We start from the raw sequence: 15,751 nt of genomic DNA, 5'->3' as shown, positions 1-15,751 counted from the left end.
ATCTTCAAATTAGTATATATCACAAAATAGGAGGATTCTGATCGCAAGCCAAGCGCTACGGGAAAAAGTGGGTTCCCGACAGCCCCTCAACCGCGTCAACGAGCCTATCAAGGCTAGCAATGACAGCCTCCCTCCCGCCATTTCTCACAAACTCTAGGCAGGCGCCGACCTTGGGCCCCATGCTCCCTTCCTCCAGCTGCGAAATGTTGACCGCTCCCGGCTGGCCGACCCTGACTTCCTTGACCAGCCTCTGCGTGGGTTTCTTGTAGTCCATGTACAGGCCGTCCACGTCTGTCAGGATGACAAACTTGTCAGCCCCGATCTGCCTTGCCATCTTCTCGCCCGCAAGGTCTTTGTCTATGACCGCGTCAACCCCACTCCAGCCGCCTGCTACTTCAATAACGGGGATGCCACCGCCGCCGCAGGCGACCACCACAAAGCCCGCGTCGGCCAGCAAGCGGATCGCCTGGTGCTCCAGTATTGCGACGGGTTTCGGGGAAGGCACCACCCTCCTGTACCTGCTGTCCCCCTGGTACTTGAAGGTGAATTTTACGTCGTCGGCAATGAACCTGTCAATCTGGTCTCCCCCCACGTACCCGATGATGCCCGTCTTGCTCATCATTGCGGCAAGCGCGCCCAGCAGGAACGTGCCTTCCTGCTGCATCGGGAAGATGGAGGCCACGTTCTGCGAGCTGACAAGTCCGGTGAACACCACGAACTTGGTGTTTGGATAGTCCTTGCCCACCTTGACTGCCGGGTCTCCCCACTGGAACCCGTGCGCGATTATCAGGTCGTAGCCGTCATTCGCGTACTGCCTTAATGTAGCTTCAATGTCCGGTATTGCAATGTTTTCAGCATAAGCCAGCTTGTACCCGTACTTACTCTCCAACAGTTTGCCTGCACTGTACGCAGTCGCCCCCCACCCTCCGTCGCTGAAAAGGGCGTCCGTGACGAGCGCTATCTTTAGCTGCTTTCTAGCCGGCGCAGAAGGCACCTGCCCTGCTATAGTGTCGGTGGTCGCCTCGTACTTTTCAGGGACGGTTATCTCTTTGCTTATTATGCGCCGGGTCAGCTCTTCCAGCTTCTTTTTTACCTTCACAGAGACCTTGCCGTCTAGGCTGTGGAACGGCGCCAGGTACACGATGCCGTCGCCCGGACCTCCTTTCTCGGCCTCTATGCCGGGCTTGAACACCTTGCCTTCAAACTTGTCCTGCAGGACCATCTGCACGGCCTGGTCAAACGCCTTGTCTATGTCAAGCACGAATGACGTCAGCACGGTGTCCGGCGCCAGCCGGTTCTGGTCTGCAACTGCGCCAAACGCGTAAATCCCCTTTTCCTTGGCAGCCTCTATGACGCCGTGGCCCGACGTGTCGGCGGTGTGAAGCAAAACATCCGCCCCGGAGCCTATCTGCACCATGGCAACTTCCCTCCCCTTGAGGGGGCTGTCCCAGTCGCCGAGGTACGCCGCAAGCACCCTGATGTCCGGGTTGACGTACCTGGCTCCCTGCTTGTAGCCCTCAAAAATGTTGAGCAGGTTCGGGTACTGATGCCTCTCGAAATATGGGCCGACCGGTTTGGTCGGGTTCTTGAAGGCAGGGTCCGCCTGATTGACCACGACCCTCGTGACCAGCGAAACGACTGATTTTTTGATGCCTCTTGCGTCAAGCTCGTTCTGGAGACCCTGCACGACCATGTAGCCTATCATCCCCTGCGTTTCCGCATTGCAGGCGTAAAGCGGGAACGGGGGAACCGTGTTCTTGGCCGCTTCGTGCCTCAGCACGGTCGCCCCGACCTGGGGGCCGTTTCCGTGGGTGAGCACCACCCTGTACCCTTTCTGCAAAAGGTCGGCTATTCCCTTTGCCGCCGCCTGGACGTTGGCAAACTGCTCCGCAAAAGTTCCCTTGTCGTCGCGCTTTAACAGCGCGTTTCCGCCGAGTGCAATGACAACGGTCTGGATTTGTTGCAAGGAAATCTTGCCATTGAAAAATTATATAAACATAGTTCAGTTTGCCATGCAGCAATTTTAGATATGCTAGAATTCGCAAGTTATGATAATTGCGGGCCTGATGAGGTTATGCCTAGGCGGCCTGAAATGTCGCCGAGGCTTCTCGTCCCGCACACGCTGTCCGCGACGGTGTACAGGCCAAACGTGGCGCCGGTGGCAAAATCGATGCCGGAGGTGTGGCCCCGCTTGCCAATGACCTCGATGCACCGGACGTAATCATCCGCCCTGCCTCCTGCCACGGAATTGAGCATCGACTGCGCCTGCTCGTCAAGCAGGTCTCTTGCGCTGTACTCCATCAGTTTAAAGCTCGTCCAGGTGGTCAGGCGCAAAAATTCGCCGCCGGGGATTATGGGGGGTCCAAGTTCCAGGGCGCTGCAAAGCCAGTTGAACATCGCAAGGTACCCTGCGATAAAGTCGTCGCCGGCAGGGGTAAACCCCGGCCCCCTCCCACACAATCCCGCAAGCGCCTCTGCCATGCCGTCCTGCGTGTCGCACCAGCCAGACAAAAGCCGGCCAGAAAACGCGTTGAGCAGGCCCGCTGTGGTGATGTCCGGCCTGAGCAGGCAGCCGGTCCTCCCTTTTTCCGCCTCGCCTGCAAGCGCCGACGACACCCTGCCGCTTGCACTCGCAAATGTGCGCAGCGCCTCTGCCGCCGGTTCATCCAGCGAATTTTGAAAGATATCCTGCCTATCAATTGATACTAGCACCCTGCCGGCCTGGATCATTGTCCTTCCGGCGCACTTTGTCCTCACGGCGTCGCTGCCCTGCCTTGCCAAGCCTGCAAACCCCGTACTGTGCGCCGGCCCGGCACCGACAACATTCACGTTTATGGGCGACTTCGTCTTGCCCAGCGTGAGAACCAAAAGCTCGTCACCGTCTGTGCGGATGTTGATAGTGGTGTCAAAGACGTTTATCACCCTGCCTATCCTGCCTTGGCTTTGCGCCAGCGTGCCGTGGACGCTGCCAATGGAACTGCATTGAAAAACGGCCGGCTCTACACTTGGCAGGGGTTCGACTTTCAAAGTGCCTCACAGTATCTTGTCCAAGATGTCTTCAGACTCCTCGTCAAGCTTGGGGGCGGGCTTCCAGTCCACATTTATCACCTTGACGTTCTGCATCTCTAGCGAACTGTAAAAAACGTCTAGGCCCAAGTTGATGACCTTGAGCTCCGAGTCCAAAAGTTTCCTTGCGCGCTCCTCGCTACCCATGCGTCATCACTTCATTGAGCCTCCGTCCACAGTCAGGTACTGCGCATAGATTCTATCAATATCCACCTTGCCCCGCCGGGCAACTACGGCAGAAGCCACCGCGGCCATGGCGTTTGTAGGCAAAACCACGCAGCCTGCACGCGTCAGCTTTTCGATGCTCTGGGCGTATCCCTGGAGGTCGCCTGAAGTGCCGCAGACATGGGCTATCACGCACAGGTGCCTCTCTGCTTTTTCCGCGGCGCGCTTGGCATCGCTTATCTCGTTCAGGACCGCGCCGACAGGGTCCGGGTGGGAGCCGTACCCGAGTACAAAATCCATCAGGAGCACGGCGACGTCCGGGTCGGCCGCCTCCTCTGCTATCCTGAACCGCCTTATGGTCGGGTCGATCATGGGGTGAGGCCTGCCCCTTGTGAATTCCTCCTCCCCGAGGTCAACAATCGAGGTCTCCTGGCTCTTGAACGAATCGTCAAGCTGCTTTATGTCCATGATGGGAGAATTGGAATAGATGGGTTCGCCTTGTAGTATGGAGCCGAGAATCACCTCTGCCTCGTAGGTAAAAGTCCCTCCGGTGTAGAGCGCCCTGATGCGCTTTTGTCCTTGGGCCAGCTTGGTCCATTCGCCTTCCAAGAGGGCCAGCAATTTTTCCGGCGGGATGTAGGTCTGCGCGACTGCCTGCGCGATCTGCTCCTTTCCAAGCTGCCTGGCAGTTGCAAGGACCGCCGACGCCAGGGTGTTGACCCTGGTTATCCTGTCGCTTTTCTTTTCGCTCTTGGCTCCGCCTATGAACGCCAGCACGTACTTTTTCTTTCCGTCCCTGGCGATATAGTCTTCAATTTTTTCCTGCACCGACGGGGACGGCGGCTTTGAAACGATGCCGACGACTTTGATGTCGGCATAGCTTTCCAGGATCTTGATGCACTGCATCATCATTATTCCGCCTATCTTGTCCTTGGGGTCGTTGCCTCCAACGCCAAGGCCATATTTTACGCCGATGCCCGAATGGTCTAGCAGGGTGGAGACTTCTTGCAGCCCCGTACCTGCCGCCGCCACTATGCCTACAGGACCGATCCTGACGGCGTTTGAAAACCCGATTCCCTTGCCGTTGATTATAGAAGTCCCGGCGCCGGGCCCAAGTACCAGCACTCCCTTGCCTGCAGCCTGCGTCTTGATCTCTAGCTCGTCCTCAACTGGGACGTGGTCGCTGAATATCTGCTGGTGCACTCCACGCTCGACAAGCATCAGCGAGACCTCTCTGACATGGTCGCCGGGGATAGATACGAGCGCAAGGTTAGCGTCCGGCATGGATCTCAGGGCCGAGTCCAGGTCGCCGGCCTTGTGCTCGTCCTGCCTTGAAGCGCCCTGTGGGGATTCAAGCAGCCTGTCTGCCTCCAAAAGCGCCAGCCTTACTGCCTCCTCGTCGCCGGCCCTGATGGCTATAATGATGTCCGACTCTTGGGCCTCGTTGACCGCAGACGGCCGGAAGCCCCGGCGCATGAGTATCTCCTTGTTGGTGGCAGTGGCCATTATCACAGAGGCTTCCACGACTCCCCTGCTAGCGCGCCTCGTGCTATCAGAAATCTTTAGCAGCTGCATGGAGTCACGGTAAAAGTTCTGTCGTATGGCTATGTGGAATATGTCGTGGCCTGACATGCATCTTGCGCCAAGTTCAGGCGCGCCTGTGAATATTTAAGTATAAATCAAAAAATTTGCCCGCCAGGGCATAAATAATTTTATTGAAAATCTGTGATACAGGCGGGCGCGCCTGCAAACAGCAAATATCTTCATGATCGCTTGGGCTTTCATGCGACTTTTACCACGTCACCTTGCGATATGTTCATGTTGCAGGTGGAAAGAGGAAATTCCTGCAACTTTCCTCGGAACAGTCTATGCATTATTTGGAACTTTATGATATATGATTATTATTTTGAGAAGATGTACCAAAGTATAATACTTTCACGCAGATACATTTTGCTGTTGCCAAATAGTTCTGCCCGGCGGCAGGAAGGCGGCATGCCTGCAACAGCGGGGCCCGACCTTCCGTGACTGCTGGCGAGCCTATCGTGCAGATGAAGGGGATCACCATCAGGTTCGGGGACGTGGTGGCAAACGACAGCGTCGATTTCGAGCTGTCAAAAGGCGAGATTCATGCGCTCTTGGGAGAAAACGGCGCCGGCAAGTCCACGCTCATGAGCATCCTTTACGGGCTGTACCAGCCTCAGGCAGGCGAGGTTTACGTGAAAGGAAAGAAAACCGACATTAAATCGCCAAACGACGCCCTTGAGCTTGGGATTGCGATGGTGCACCAGCACTTTCTGCTCACGCTCCCGCACACCGTCACGGAAAACGTCATCGTGGGCCTAAAGTCCAAGGGGCTGTTCTTGGACTTGGCAGGCGCTGAAAAAAAGATAACCCAGCTGTCTGAAAAGTACGGGCTCAAGGTAGACCCAAAGGCCATAGTGGGCAACCTGGCAGTGGGGGAGCAGCAGCGCGTCGAAATAATCAAGGCGCTCTACAGGGACGTCGACATCCTGATCCTTGACGAGCCCACAGGTATGCTCACCCCACAGGAAGAAAAAGCGCTGTTTGCAACGCTTGAATCCATGGTGAAGCAGGGGCTTTCCATAATATTCATCACCCACAAGCTCCACGAAGTCATGGAGGCAAGCACGAGGGTCACTGTGCTGCGTGGCGGCAAGGTGGTCGGAACCATCAAGACCTCTGAAACCAGCGAGACCGAGCTTGCCAAGATGATGGTCGGCCGCCCTGTGATAGAGAGCATGGAACCCCGGCCATCCGGCGGGCGGGGCGCTGTCCTGCAGCTGAAAAACATCTCGGCGCTCAACAACGTGAACATAATGTACCTGAAAGACCTGTCGTTTGAGCTCCGCAAGGGGGAAATCCTTGGCATAGCCGGCGTCGACGGAAACGGCCAGACCGAGCTTGCCGAAGTGATAGCAGGACTGAGAAAGGTGCAGGCCGGCGAAATAATCATGGACGGAAAGTCCGTGGCAAACCTGCCGCCAAGAAAGATCAGGGAATGGGGCCTTGCTTATGTTCCGCAGGACAGGCTTGACACGGGGCTCATTCTGGAGTACTCTATTGCCGAAAACCTCATCCTGGACAGGTGGTATACAGGCGAATACTCCGGCAGGATATTTCTGAAACAGGAAAAGATGAAAAAGTTCGCGCAAAACGTGGTGTCTGATTTTGAAGTAAAGACGGCAGGGATAAACGTCCCCGTAAACTCGATGTCGGGCGGAAACTTGCAAAAGGTGCTGATGGCAAGGGAGCTTGCCAGAAATCCCAAGGTTCTAGTCGTGCACAACCCGACCAGAGGCCTTGACATCGGCGCGACAGAATACATCCACAAGCAGCTGGTGAAACAGCGCGACAACGGCGTGGGCGTCCTGATGATTTCGCTCGACCTGGACGAGATACTGACAGTCTGCGACCGCATTGCCGTGATTTACGAAGGCAAGATAATGGACGTGGTGGACAGAAAGGACGCCGACGTGGATTACCTCGGCCTGTTGATGGGGGGCAGAAAGGCAATCCCGAAGGAGGGGACGGTATGAGCGTCGCAAGCATATTCTATCAGACGCGGGAGAAGGTCAGAGACGTCAAGTTCTTTGTTCCTTTCCTGTCCGCAAGCCTGGCTTTTGTCGTGGGCGCCATCATACTGGGCTCCACCGGCGTGGATGTCGGAAAGGCTTATGCCATAATGTTCCAGGGGGCCTTTGGCAATGTCTTCGGGTTTGGGGATGTGATGCTAAAGACCATTTCGCTTCTCTTGACCGGGCTGGCCGTCTCTGTTGCGTTCAAGTGCAGGCAATGGAACATCGGGGCGGAGGGCCAGCTGTACATGGGCGCCCTCGGAGGCACCCTTGTCGGGATCTCTCTTTTGGGCTCGGTCCCTGGCCTTGCTATCCTTGCCGCAATCGTCCTGAGTTTTATTTTCGGCGCGCTCTATGCCCTTGTCCCGGCCGCCCTCAAGGTCAAGTTCGGCGTGAACGAGGTCATCTCGACCGTGCTCCTGAACTTTGTCGCGCTCCTCTTTATATCGTTCCTGCTGCACGGGCCGATCAAGGCGCCCGGCTTTAACCCGTACTCCCCGGAAATATCCGACGCGTCACAGATGCCAATAGTTTTTCCCGGCACGCGCCTTCATGCCGGCATTTTCATAGCCGCCCTTGCGACTGTCGGGGTCTACTACCTCTGGAAGACCAAGATAGGATTCGAGATAAGGAGCGTCGGCGCAAACATCAAGGCGGCACGCTATGCCGGGATGAACATCACAAAGAGCGTTTTCATCACGCTGGGCATAAGCGGCGGCCTGGCCGGGATTGCCGGCGGCCTGCTCGTTTCTGGCGTGCAGCATATCCTGATAGAGGGGATCTCGCCCGGTTATGGCTTTGTGGCCGTCATAATAGCCCTACTTGGAAGGCAGCATCCGTTGGGTGTGGCCATAGTGGCCTTCTTTTTCTCTGCCCTGATGACAGGCTCTGAAACCATGTACAGGAGCATCGGTGTGCCCAGCGCGTTTTCCATGACGCTGCAAGCCCTTGTGCTTGTGTTCGTGCTGGTCGGCGAGCTATTTGTAATCTGGCTTGGCATGAGGAAAAAGGGGGGTGCGCGCTAATGGCCGGCGAAGAGGCGATTATCATCGGCATCATAGTATCGGGCATCCGTCTGAGCATTCCCATCCTCTTTGCCGCGCTGGGTGAAAAGATTGCAGAGCGCTCTGGCGTTTTGAACCTGGGGGTTGAGGGGATGATGCTGATTGGCGCATTTACCGGCTTCATGGGCACGTACCTGACCGGGAACTATGTCGTCGGAATCCTGATGGCAATCGTAGGAGCGGCAGCCCTTGCGATCCTCATGGGGTTCATGAGCATCACCATCCGGACCAACCAGCTTGCAGCCGGCTTGGCAATATGGCTGCTTGGAACAGGGCTTGCCGCGCTGCTCTACAGGCTCGCTTTTGGCGTCCGCACAGTCGCCCCAAGCGTAGAACTCATGCCAAAAATCGACATACCCGGGCTCTCGAACCTTCCGGGCATCGGGCCTGTTCTGTTCAACCACGACCCGCTCGTATACATTGCGTTTCTGCTGGTGCCCCTGACTCATTATTTCATCTTCAAGACAAAGCTGGGCCTCAAGATAAGGACGGTCGGGGAGAACCCAAAACAGGCAGACACCCTCGGCGTCAACGTTTACCGCATACGCTACCTGACACTGATAATCGGAGGGGCCCTGGCAGGAGTAGGCGGCGCCTACTTTTCGCTTGTCCAGACTGGCTATTTCCTTGAAAACGTCACGGGGGGAGCCGGGTGGATTGCACTTGCGCTGGTGATATTCGGGAGGTGGAAGGCGTACTGGATTACCCTCGGCGCATTCATATTCGGCATGGTCGACTCGTTCCAGCTCGGGCTGCAGGCCACAGGGGTGCAGGTGCCGTTCCAGTTCCTCCTGATGCTTCCATACCTGATCCCGATTGCAGTCCTTGCCGGAATGTACAAGAAGACCGGCGCGCCTGCCGCGCTGGCCATCCCGTACAAGAGGGGACAAAGGTGACGGCCGTCATGGCGGCCTAGCTACACAGAAAATTCAACCGCAAGCAACCGTAACCTGAAAGAAATTTGAAAGTGACTGGACAGTTCTAAAAATCTTGGTTTCTGCCAACCAGTGCTATATGATTTGCGTGTATTTTATGATATATCATTAGTTTTGCAAGATAACGTAAGAAAGTATAATAATTTACCGATGACCTTCTCGGTATGAAATCCTGTTTCAAACGACTGACATCGACCACGGCTATTGCAGCGGCGGTGGCTGTAGTGTTGATGTCATTGGCGCTGGTTGCTCCCGTGCAGCAGACAGCTTTTGCACAGAGTAGCGGAAAGCAGCTAAAGATAGCGCTCGTCACGGACGCCCTTTTCAGCGACGGAGGGTGGGGGGCGACTGCGTACAGTGCAGGCAAACTGTTGGAGAGTAAGTACGGGTACAAGCTGGCTTATGCTGAAAACATTGCAATACCGGACATTGAAGCTACATTAAGGCAGTACGCGAATGACGGCTACGACCTGATAATCGCGCACGGGTTCCAGTGGGGAGACCCGGCAGTCAAGGTGGGCAAGGACTATCCAAACACCAAGTTCGTGGTGTTCACCGGACTTGTCAGCTCGCAGAACGTGGCCTCCATCTTCCCGATGCAGCAGGAAGGCACGTTCCTGCTGGGCGCGCTGGCTGCCACCATGGACAAGACCGGCACCATAGCCTATGTAGGCGGGGATCAGTACCCGAACCTCATCAACCTCTTTGAGGGTTACAAGCAAGGCGCACACTATGTCAATCCTAACATCAAGGTAATTGGAACCTATCTGGGCGACTGGGACAACCCTGCCAAGGGCAAAGAAGCAGGCCTAGCGCAAGTTAACGCCGGTGCAGACTTTTTGTTCCATGTGGCAGACACGTCGGGCCACGGCGTCATAGAGGCTGCCAAGGAAAAGGGGATTTACGCGTTTGGCGCAGTTGCAGACCAGAACCGGCTGGCGCCGGACACCGTGCTGACGTCATTCGTGCTTGACATAGACAAGGCGTTTGACCAGGCCGTGCAGATGGTCCTGCAGGACAAGTTTGAAGGCAAGGTGTTCAAGCCCGGCATAGAGGCCGAGAAAGGAGGTCCGGGCGACGGCATCGTGTACCTGGCGCCGTTCCACAGCCTAGACGGCAAGGTGCCTGCAGACGTGAAAGCACGGCTGTCGCAACTGACGCAAGACGTGATAGACAAGAAAATAGCCGTGCCGGAAAGGTACGCGGCAACAAGCGACATCGGCGTGACTGTTCAGCTCGACGGCACGAGCTATAGCGTGACCGGAATATCTCCGCAAAGCAAGGTGACGAGCGTCACGGTAAACCCTAACAACAAGTCGGTGAATGTCAAGTTCGACAAGGGAGGAGACGTGGAGCTAAAGCTGCCAACTAGCATGATAAGCGGCATATCCATGGTAAAAGCGGGAAGCACGGATGTGCAGTTTGTAACCATCAGCTCTACGGACGCCGAGACGCACATCAAGTTCACCGTGCCTGACGGCAGCACGTCGGTTGATGTTTATGGCACAAACGTCGTGCCTGAATTCGGCGTGATGGCGGCCTTGTTGCTTGCAGCCTCGCTCGTCGCGATAATCGGGCTTGCCCGCTTTAGGGGAAGCTCGATAGGACTTGGAAGGCTCTAGCCTTCCTTCTTTTTATTAACTGCTCTTTTGTGACATGCAATTTTGCGCATGGCATGTGAACTAAGCTTAAACCCGATTATCTCAAATTCTTACATGCTTCCAGAACGCGGCAGGCCAAAGATGAAGCGACGGCTGATAATAATCAATATTGCCGCGCTTGCCGCAATGTTTGTGGTGGTAAACCTCGTGACGCTCAAGGAGGTCTGGGTGCTGGCAGCCGCTGTGGCAGTTCTTGCCAGCTTCGCCGTTTATTCCGTAAATGAAAAGTTGAAAAAGCAGTCAGGCTAGCTAGATTGTCACGTTAAGGGCCGGAACCATCTCTTCTGAAACGTGGTATTGCTGATCGTACCTTTCTGCGATCTGGAGAAGTCGCGCTTCGTCAAACGGCCTTCCAACAAGCTGGACGCCCACCGGCAGCCTGTTGTCTACCAAGCCGGCGGGAACGTTGAGCGCAGGGAGGCCAGTCACGTCAAATACCGTGGTCAGCCTGCTCAGGACAGGGTATACCTCGATATCCTTGCCATCGAGGTGCACGGTACTCTGGTTCAGCAGGGGAGCTGCAATTGCAGTGGTGGGTACAAGCAATGCGTCATATGGCTTCATGGCTCTGAGGATGGCCTCTCTTATTTCTTGGCGCCACCTGTGCGCGCTAATGTAATGCACAGCCGTTATCTTGAGGCCATCATCAAGCATCTTTACGACATCCTTTCCATAGTCGTCATGCCGCGTCCGGAGCCATTCGCTGTGGGTTGTAGCCGATTCGCCCAGCCTTATGGCCCGCCATGTCTCGTATATCTTGTCGGTCTCGTCAACGTCGACGCGAGATGATGATATCTGGTAGCTTTCCGCCCTTTCTACAAAGCTGTCGAATACATGCTTGACCTTTGGATCCATGATGTCAAAGAAGAATTGCTTGGGGATGCCAAGGCGGAATTTCCCCTGTGTCTTTTCCACTTCATCTGTGTAGCTGGGAACAGGTGCGTTAGCACTGTCGGGGTCATGGCTGTCGTACCCTGCGATATGCTGCATGACTGCTGCAATGTCCCACGGGCTCCTGCATATTGGACCGATATGGTCTATTGATGGGGCAAGGGGCATTACCCCGTACTTGCTCACACGACCATAGGTGGGCTTGAGCCCAAATACGCCACAAAGGGAAGACGGCACTCTGATTGAACCGCTAGTGTCGGTGCCTATAGACGCCAGTGACATGCCGGCGCTGACTGCCACTGCAGAGCCGCCGCTTGAGCCACCGGACATCCTGCTGTCATCCCAGGGGTTCTTTGAAGGTCCGTAGTGCGGGTTGATGTTGGTTATCCCACAGGCAAACTCGTGGGTGTTGTTCATCCCGACTATTATTGCGCCGGCTTCCTTCAGCTTCCTCACCACTGTTGAATCATAATCCGGCACAAAATCCGCAAGTATCTTGGAACCGCTCGTACTCCTAGCGCCCTTCATATAGATGAGGTCCTTGAGGCTTATGGGTATACCATGGAGCGGCCCCTTGTACTTGCCCTGTCTGATCAAGGCATCTGCATCCCTGGCGTCACGCCTGGCCGAGTCTTCCAGAATCGTTATGAAGCCATTCAGCTTTGGGTTCAGCTTCATGATCCTGTCCAGCGTTATCTCCGTAAGTTCCTCGCACGAAATGCTTTGCGAAGAAACAAGCTCTGCAAAGTCCTTGATTGTCAGCTTGGGATTATAGAGCGATGATTTCTTCATTGCAGGACCTCACCATTAGGGGTAGTTCGGCGATGAATGTTTATAAGTAAATATCATAATTTTTGAAAAAGTTAGTATATATGAAAATATTCCATTTCGCTGATTCATGGACCGTTCTCTGGGCGGCCGTTATTATAATACACAACTGACCATAATTCCATTTATGCGATTTTTCTCCCGCTATGTCAACTAGGCTTAATACTTCGTGTCCTAATTTTGCAAAATGTATATGATGCATGAAAAACGACCACTTGTGTCTGTAGTTTCGCCATCTCCCCGGCTGCTTGAGCAGGTGAAAGACGCGACTGTCGCTCTTGACTCTTTTGGGATCAAAAGCGAAACTCGCATAGTGGCTGCACACAGGTCCCCTCATAAAACCATCAGGTTCGTGGCAGAATGCCATGCCCGGGGAATTGAAGTGATAATCGCCACAGGGGAAGGGTCAGCGCACCTGCCCGGGATGATAGCTTCGCTTACGACCATACCGGTGATCGGGGTTCCTCTAAAAGGAGACACCTTGCATGGAGGCATGGATTCTTTCCTTTCCATAGCGCAAATGCCTCGCGGGGTGCCTGTGGGAACGATGGGGATAAACGCAGCGTACAATGCCGGCGTATTTGCGTGTCAGATCCTCGCATTAAAGTATCCGGATCTTCAAGAAAAGCTAAAGCGGTACAAGGAAATGATGGAAGAGCAAGTCGAGTCTGAAGACACAAAACAGAGTAAAGTCATCAGCTAGCGCGCATTTTTTTGATCTTTTTAATGCGTATCTGGCACAGTAACGTACATGGCACGTAATTACTTTGCAGATCTATTGCAATTCCCACTGCGCAATATGCTGTTTTCAATCGCCAACTGACCCGAGACGGAATTGAACCATGCACAGATAAACGCCGATGCTCATTTGTCAATTGGGTGGCTAGATCTCTGTGCTTGACAGTGGATATTATTCCATTTTTGAGATGACTTGTAGGCGTTTTTCATAATACCTTGATGTATCACAAAATACATAAATTTACATAAATGTTATTTTTTGACATCATTGATTTATATTTCATCAATGAGATTAGAAGAAACAGGCTTATATCGTTCGCAAGAATGAAAATTCTTGACAAATATGGTGGAACAGGAAGAATATGCTGAACGTCCTGTGCCTGAGCACGCGCGGCTTGGATTTATGAAACCTACGCTGGTGTGGGCCGGATTTACCTACGCATACATCTGCATCTTTATCGGGAGCCAGATAATGGGCGGCCTGGGAGCCCCGATGGGCTATGTCGCAATCATCGCCGGTCAGGTCTTCCTGTTCGGCTATGCCGGGCTCATCGCGCATAAAAGCTCAAAGCTCGGACTGAACTTTCCAATGATGTGCAAGGCCGCGTTTGGAAGGTACGCGTACGCGCTGCCCGTCCTGATGATTGCCGGCCTTGTCACCGGCTGGTACGCGTTCCAGGCGTGGCTTGCCGCCGACCTGATGGTGGGCCTGTACGGCGGCCAGTCGTTCAACGCCGGGACAGGAAGCGGGGTACTCCCCGGGATATTGGGGACAACCGGCTTTTGGGCGGGCGTCTTTGCGATAGTGTTTGGCATGTTTGCAGTCTATGGAGTCAGGGCCATGGCGTGGATGGGCTGGTTTGCCGTCATCTCCGTGACCGCGCTTGCCGGCTGGATGATCTACTCCATCGTGAGCGTTGTGGGAGTGGAAACAGGCGGCAACCTGTTCAGCTCGCAGCCCATAGGCGAACCGTGGACGTTTGCGATGGGCTTTACCGCCTCGGTGGGAACCTTCATCGTGAGCGCGACCATGACGGGCGACTTTAACCGGTGGACAAAGAGCGTCAAGCAGTCCTGGGGCGTGATCGCGGTGGCATTTCTGGCCGCCAACATGCTCATGCTCATGACGGGCGGCATATTCACCGCAGTCGCAGGCAAGCTGGACTTTTTCTTTGGCCTTGGAACCTTGGCGCTTGGCATACCAATAATGATAATCCAGTGGGCCAGCAACGGCTCTACGTGCGACGGGTGCATGTACAACGCGACGCAGGGCTTCAAGAACGTAGTATACTACATCTCTGGCAAGCGCCTCAGCTTTTCGTGGAAAAAGATGGCGATCATCGTCATGATTGCCGGAACAGCAGTTGCTGCAGCAAACCTACTCACCAGCATCGTGCCTTGGCTCTTGCTCCTCGGGTCGGTCGTCCCCTTGGTAGGGGGCATACTTATCGGCCACTTTTGGATAGTTGCGCGCAAGTGCACGCCGGACGAGCTCTTGGCTGCGGGTGACAAAAAGATAAACGGGCCAGCAGTCGCGGGGTTCCTTGCGGGCCTTGCAATAGCAATAGCCATACAGCTTGTGGCGCCGGACTTGCCTGCAGTTCTGGGCGGCCTCATCGGTGGCGTCGGCGTCTACCCGCTTGTGGCCAAGCTCACGGGCTATACCAAGGGCGGCCGGCTTACGCCAAAGGGCCTCGGCACCAGCGCGTCGTACTGGACTGCAGGCACTGCGGACCAGCCGCACACGCCTTCTGCGCCAGGCGGGACAGCGGCAAGCGGCGGCCACGTAAGCCCCAGCGGCAGGATCGACCGGCTGGTGGAGTTTATAGCGCCATTCTGGTCCAGTTTGTCATACAGAGGAGGAGGTAGTAGTCAATTCAAATGACCAAGGAAAAAATGCCGCAGCCGCCGACCCCGAACAGGGACTTTACTTCCGCAGCAAGGGAAGAGGTATTGAAGAGGGTGGAAAAGGACTATGAAGAGTTCAAGAAGACGAAGACCTTCAAGTTCCCAACGTGGCTGTACGGGCCTCCGCGGGGCAAGCTGTTCAAGGTGGAGGTGGAAGACTGCCCGCGCTTTGGCGACAAAGCGTGGGTCGAGTTCGATTCCGCGCGCACCGCGTTTGTCAGCATCGACATGCAAATCGACTTTTGCGGGCCAAAGGGCTACGTGGACGTGATGGGCTACGACCTTGGGCTGACGTCTGCCCCGATAAAGCCGATACACTACGTGCTTCACAACATCCGCAACGGGACTGACATCAAGGTGATACACACTCGCGAGGGCCACCTGCCAGACCTCTCTGACGCGCCGTACAACAAGGTGCTGCGGAGCAAGATAATAGGAGACGGTGTCGGGATTGGCGACATTCCAAAAGGCGGCCTTGGCCGGCTCCTTACGCGGGGCGAAAAGAACTGGGACATCATCGACGACCTGTATCCAGTGCCGGGCGAGTACGTGATAGACAAGGCCGGCAAGGGCGCGTTTGGCCAGAGCAACATGCCGCTATTGCTAAAGAACCTCGGCATAACCCACTTGGTGATAACAGGCATCACGACGGACGTCTGTGTCCACACCATCATGAGGGAGGCAAACGACTATGGCTACTGGTGCCTTTTGCTAAAGGACGGCACGGGTGCAACCGACTATGGAAACTACCAGGCGGCTATAAAGCAGATCAAGATGCAGGGAGGGGTCTTTGGCTGGGTGTCTGACTCGAAAAAGTTCATCGAAGGCGTGAGATCAGCGTTCCCAAACACCAGCTAGCTCGAATATCTGTAAACTACGGAAAATCTGATCATGGCTAT

Annotated in this window: 13 protein-coding genes; 8 read left to right on the top strand and 5 right to left on the bottom strand. The window is 55.0% G+C overall.

All coding sequences use genetic code 11. From position 1 onward, the window contains the following. Window positions 1–55: 55 nt before the first annotated feature. From NVIE_RS07755 to NVIE_RS07745, 4 genes are all read right to left on the bottom strand, one after another. Entirely contained in the window at window positions 56–1,966 is a 1,911-nt protein-coding gene (locus NVIE_RS07755; RefSeq protein WP_075054755.1) for a BMP family ABC transporter substrate-binding protein, read from the bottom strand. 80 nt (window positions 1,967–2,046) lie between these two features. Then, window positions 2,047–3,027, bottom strand: coding sequence for an oxamate carbamoyltransferase subunit AllH family protein (locus tag NVIE_RS07750; protein ID WP_075054754.1), 981 nt, complete (start codon window positions 3,025–3,027; stop codon window positions 2,047–2,049). Window positions 3,028–3,033: 6 nt separating this feature from the next. Beyond that, window positions 3,034–3,213 carry a hypothetical protein gene (locus NVIE_RS14815; RefSeq protein ID WP_144239576.1) on the bottom strand — a complete coding sequence of 60 codons (180 nt, stop codon included), beginning with the start codon at window positions 3,211–3,213 and terminating at the stop codon, window positions 3,034–3,036. Window positions 3,214–3,219: 6 nt separating this feature from the next. Then, entirely contained in the window at window positions 3,220–4,863 is a 1,644-nt protein-coding gene (locus NVIE_RS07745) for a hypothetical protein (protein ID WP_075054753.1), read from the bottom strand. A 416-nt stretch (window positions 4,864–5,279) separates the two neighbouring features. Here NVIE_RS07745 and NVIE_RS07740 point away from each other — a divergent pair, with 416 nt between their 5' ends. The 5 genes from NVIE_RS07740 (at window position 5,280) to NVIE_RS07720 (ending at window position 10,736) form a co-directional block, all read left to right on the top strand. Then, the gene (locus NVIE_RS07740) at window positions 5,280–6,788 is read left to right on the top strand and encodes an ABC transporter ATP-binding protein (protein WP_075056083.1); all 1,509 of its coding nucleotides are present in this window, start codon (window positions 5,280–5,282) and stop codon (window positions 6,786–6,788) included. After that, window positions 6,785–7,852, top strand: a complete 1,068-nt coding sequence (locus NVIE_RS07735) for an ABC transporter permease (RefSeq protein WP_075054752.1) — start codon at window positions 6,785–6,787, stop codon at window positions 7,850–7,852. Before NVIE_RS07740 ends, NVIE_RS07735 begins: the two co-directional genes overlap by 4 nt. Then, complete coding sequence (locus NVIE_RS07730; protein ID WP_075054751.1) at window positions 7,852–8,787, top strand: ABC transporter permease; 936 nt, start codon at window positions 7,852–7,854, stop codon at window positions 8,785–8,787. Before NVIE_RS07735 ends, NVIE_RS07730 begins: the two co-directional genes overlap by 1 nt. A 269-nt stretch (window positions 8,788–9,056) precedes the next feature. After that, entirely contained in the window at window positions 9,057–10,448 is a 1,392-nt protein-coding gene (locus NVIE_RS07725; protein WP_158435142.1) for a BMP family lipoprotein, read from the top strand. A 93-nt stretch (window positions 10,449–10,541) separates the two neighbouring features. Continuing rightward, window positions 10,542–10,736 carry a hypothetical protein gene (locus NVIE_RS07720; protein ID WP_075054749.1) on the top strand — a complete coding sequence of 65 codons (195 nt, stop codon included), beginning with the start codon at window positions 10,542–10,544 and terminating at the stop codon, window positions 10,734–10,736. Here NVIE_RS07720 and NVIE_RS07715 read toward each other — a convergent pair whose 3' ends face one another. Then, entirely contained in the window at window positions 10,737–12,170 is a 1,434-nt protein-coding gene (locus tag NVIE_RS07715; RefSeq protein WP_075054748.1) for an Asp-tRNA(Asn)/Glu-tRNA(Gln) amidotransferase GatCAB subunit A, read from the bottom strand. A gap of 253 nt (window positions 12,171–12,423) precedes the next feature. Between NVIE_RS07715 and purE the strand changes: the two genes are divergently transcribed. From purE to NVIE_RS07700, 3 genes are all read left to right on the top strand, one after another. Further along, window positions 12,424–12,909: a 5-(carboxyamino)imidazole ribonucleotide mutase gene (purE, locus tag NVIE_RS07710; RefSeq protein ID WP_227717292.1), complete on the top strand. Its 486-nt coding sequence runs from the start codon at window positions 12,424–12,426 to the stop codon at window positions 12,907–12,909. A gap of 378 nt (window positions 12,910–13,287) precedes the next feature. After that, window positions 13,288–14,829, top strand: coding sequence for a purine-cytosine permease family protein (locus tag NVIE_RS07705; protein ID WP_075054746.1), 1,542 nt, complete (start codon window positions 13,288–13,290; stop codon window positions 14,827–14,829). Then, on the top strand, window positions 14,826–15,710 hold the full coding sequence (locus NVIE_RS07700) for a cysteine hydrolase family protein (RefSeq protein WP_227717291.1): 885 nt from the start codon (window positions 14,826–14,828) through the stop codon (window positions 15,708–15,710). The genes NVIE_RS07705 and NVIE_RS07700 overlap by 4 nt, the downstream gene beginning before the upstream one ends. The last annotated feature ends 41 nt before the right edge of the window (window positions 15,711–15,751 follow it).

Origin of the sequence: Nitrososphaera viennensis EN76, assembly GCF_000698785.1 — an archaeon.
Classification (GTDB): domain Archaea; phylum Thermoproteota; class Nitrososphaeria; order Nitrososphaerales; family Nitrososphaeraceae; genus Nitrososphaera; species Nitrososphaera viennensis.
The sequence above is the reverse complement of the archived record's forward strand: the minus strand, read 5'-3'. Positions and strand labels throughout refer to the sequence as shown.

What these genes read in the sequence shown, in the direction of transcription:
- NVIE_RS14815 (WP_144239576.1), bottom strand. Translation starts at nt 3,213, where the DNA reads ATGGGTAGCGAGGAGCGCGCAAGGAAACTTTTGGACTCGGAGCTCAAG.
- NVIE_RS07745 (WP_075054753.1), bottom strand. Translation starts at nt 4,863, where the DNA reads ATGTCAGGCCACGACATATTCCACATAGCCATACGACAGAACTTTTAC.
- NVIE_RS07740 (WP_075056083.1), top strand. Translation starts at nt 5,280, where the DNA reads ATGAAGGGGATCACCATCAGGTTCGGGGACGTGGTGGCAAACGACAGC.
- NVIE_RS07735 (WP_075054752.1), top strand. Translation starts at nt 6,785, where the DNA reads ATGAGCGTCGCAAGCATATTCTATCAGACGCGGGAGAAGGTCAGAGAC.
- NVIE_RS07730 (WP_075054751.1), top strand. Translation starts at nt 7,852, where the DNA reads ATGGCCGGCGAAGAGGCGATTATCATCGGCATCATAGTATCGGGCATC.
- NVIE_RS07725 (WP_158435142.1), top strand. Translation starts at nt 9,057, where the DNA reads ATGTCATTGGCGCTGGTTGCTCCCGTGCAGCAGACAGCTTTTGCACAG.
- NVIE_RS07720 (WP_075054749.1), top strand. Translation starts at nt 10,542, where the DNA reads ATGCTTCCAGAACGCGGCAGGCCAAAGATGAAGCGACGGCTGATAATA.
- NVIE_RS07715 (WP_075054748.1), bottom strand. Translation starts at nt 12,170, where the DNA reads ATGAAGAAATCATCGCTCTATAATCCCAAGCTGACAATCAAGGACTTT.
- NVIE_RS07705 (WP_075054746.1), top strand. Translation starts at nt 13,288, where the DNA reads ATGGTGGAACAGGAAGAATATGCTGAACGTCCTGTGCCTGAGCACGCG.
- NVIE_RS07700 (WP_227717291.1), top strand. Translation starts at nt 14,826, where the DNA reads ATGACCAAGGAAAAAATGCCGCAGCCGCCGACCCCGAACAGGGACTTT.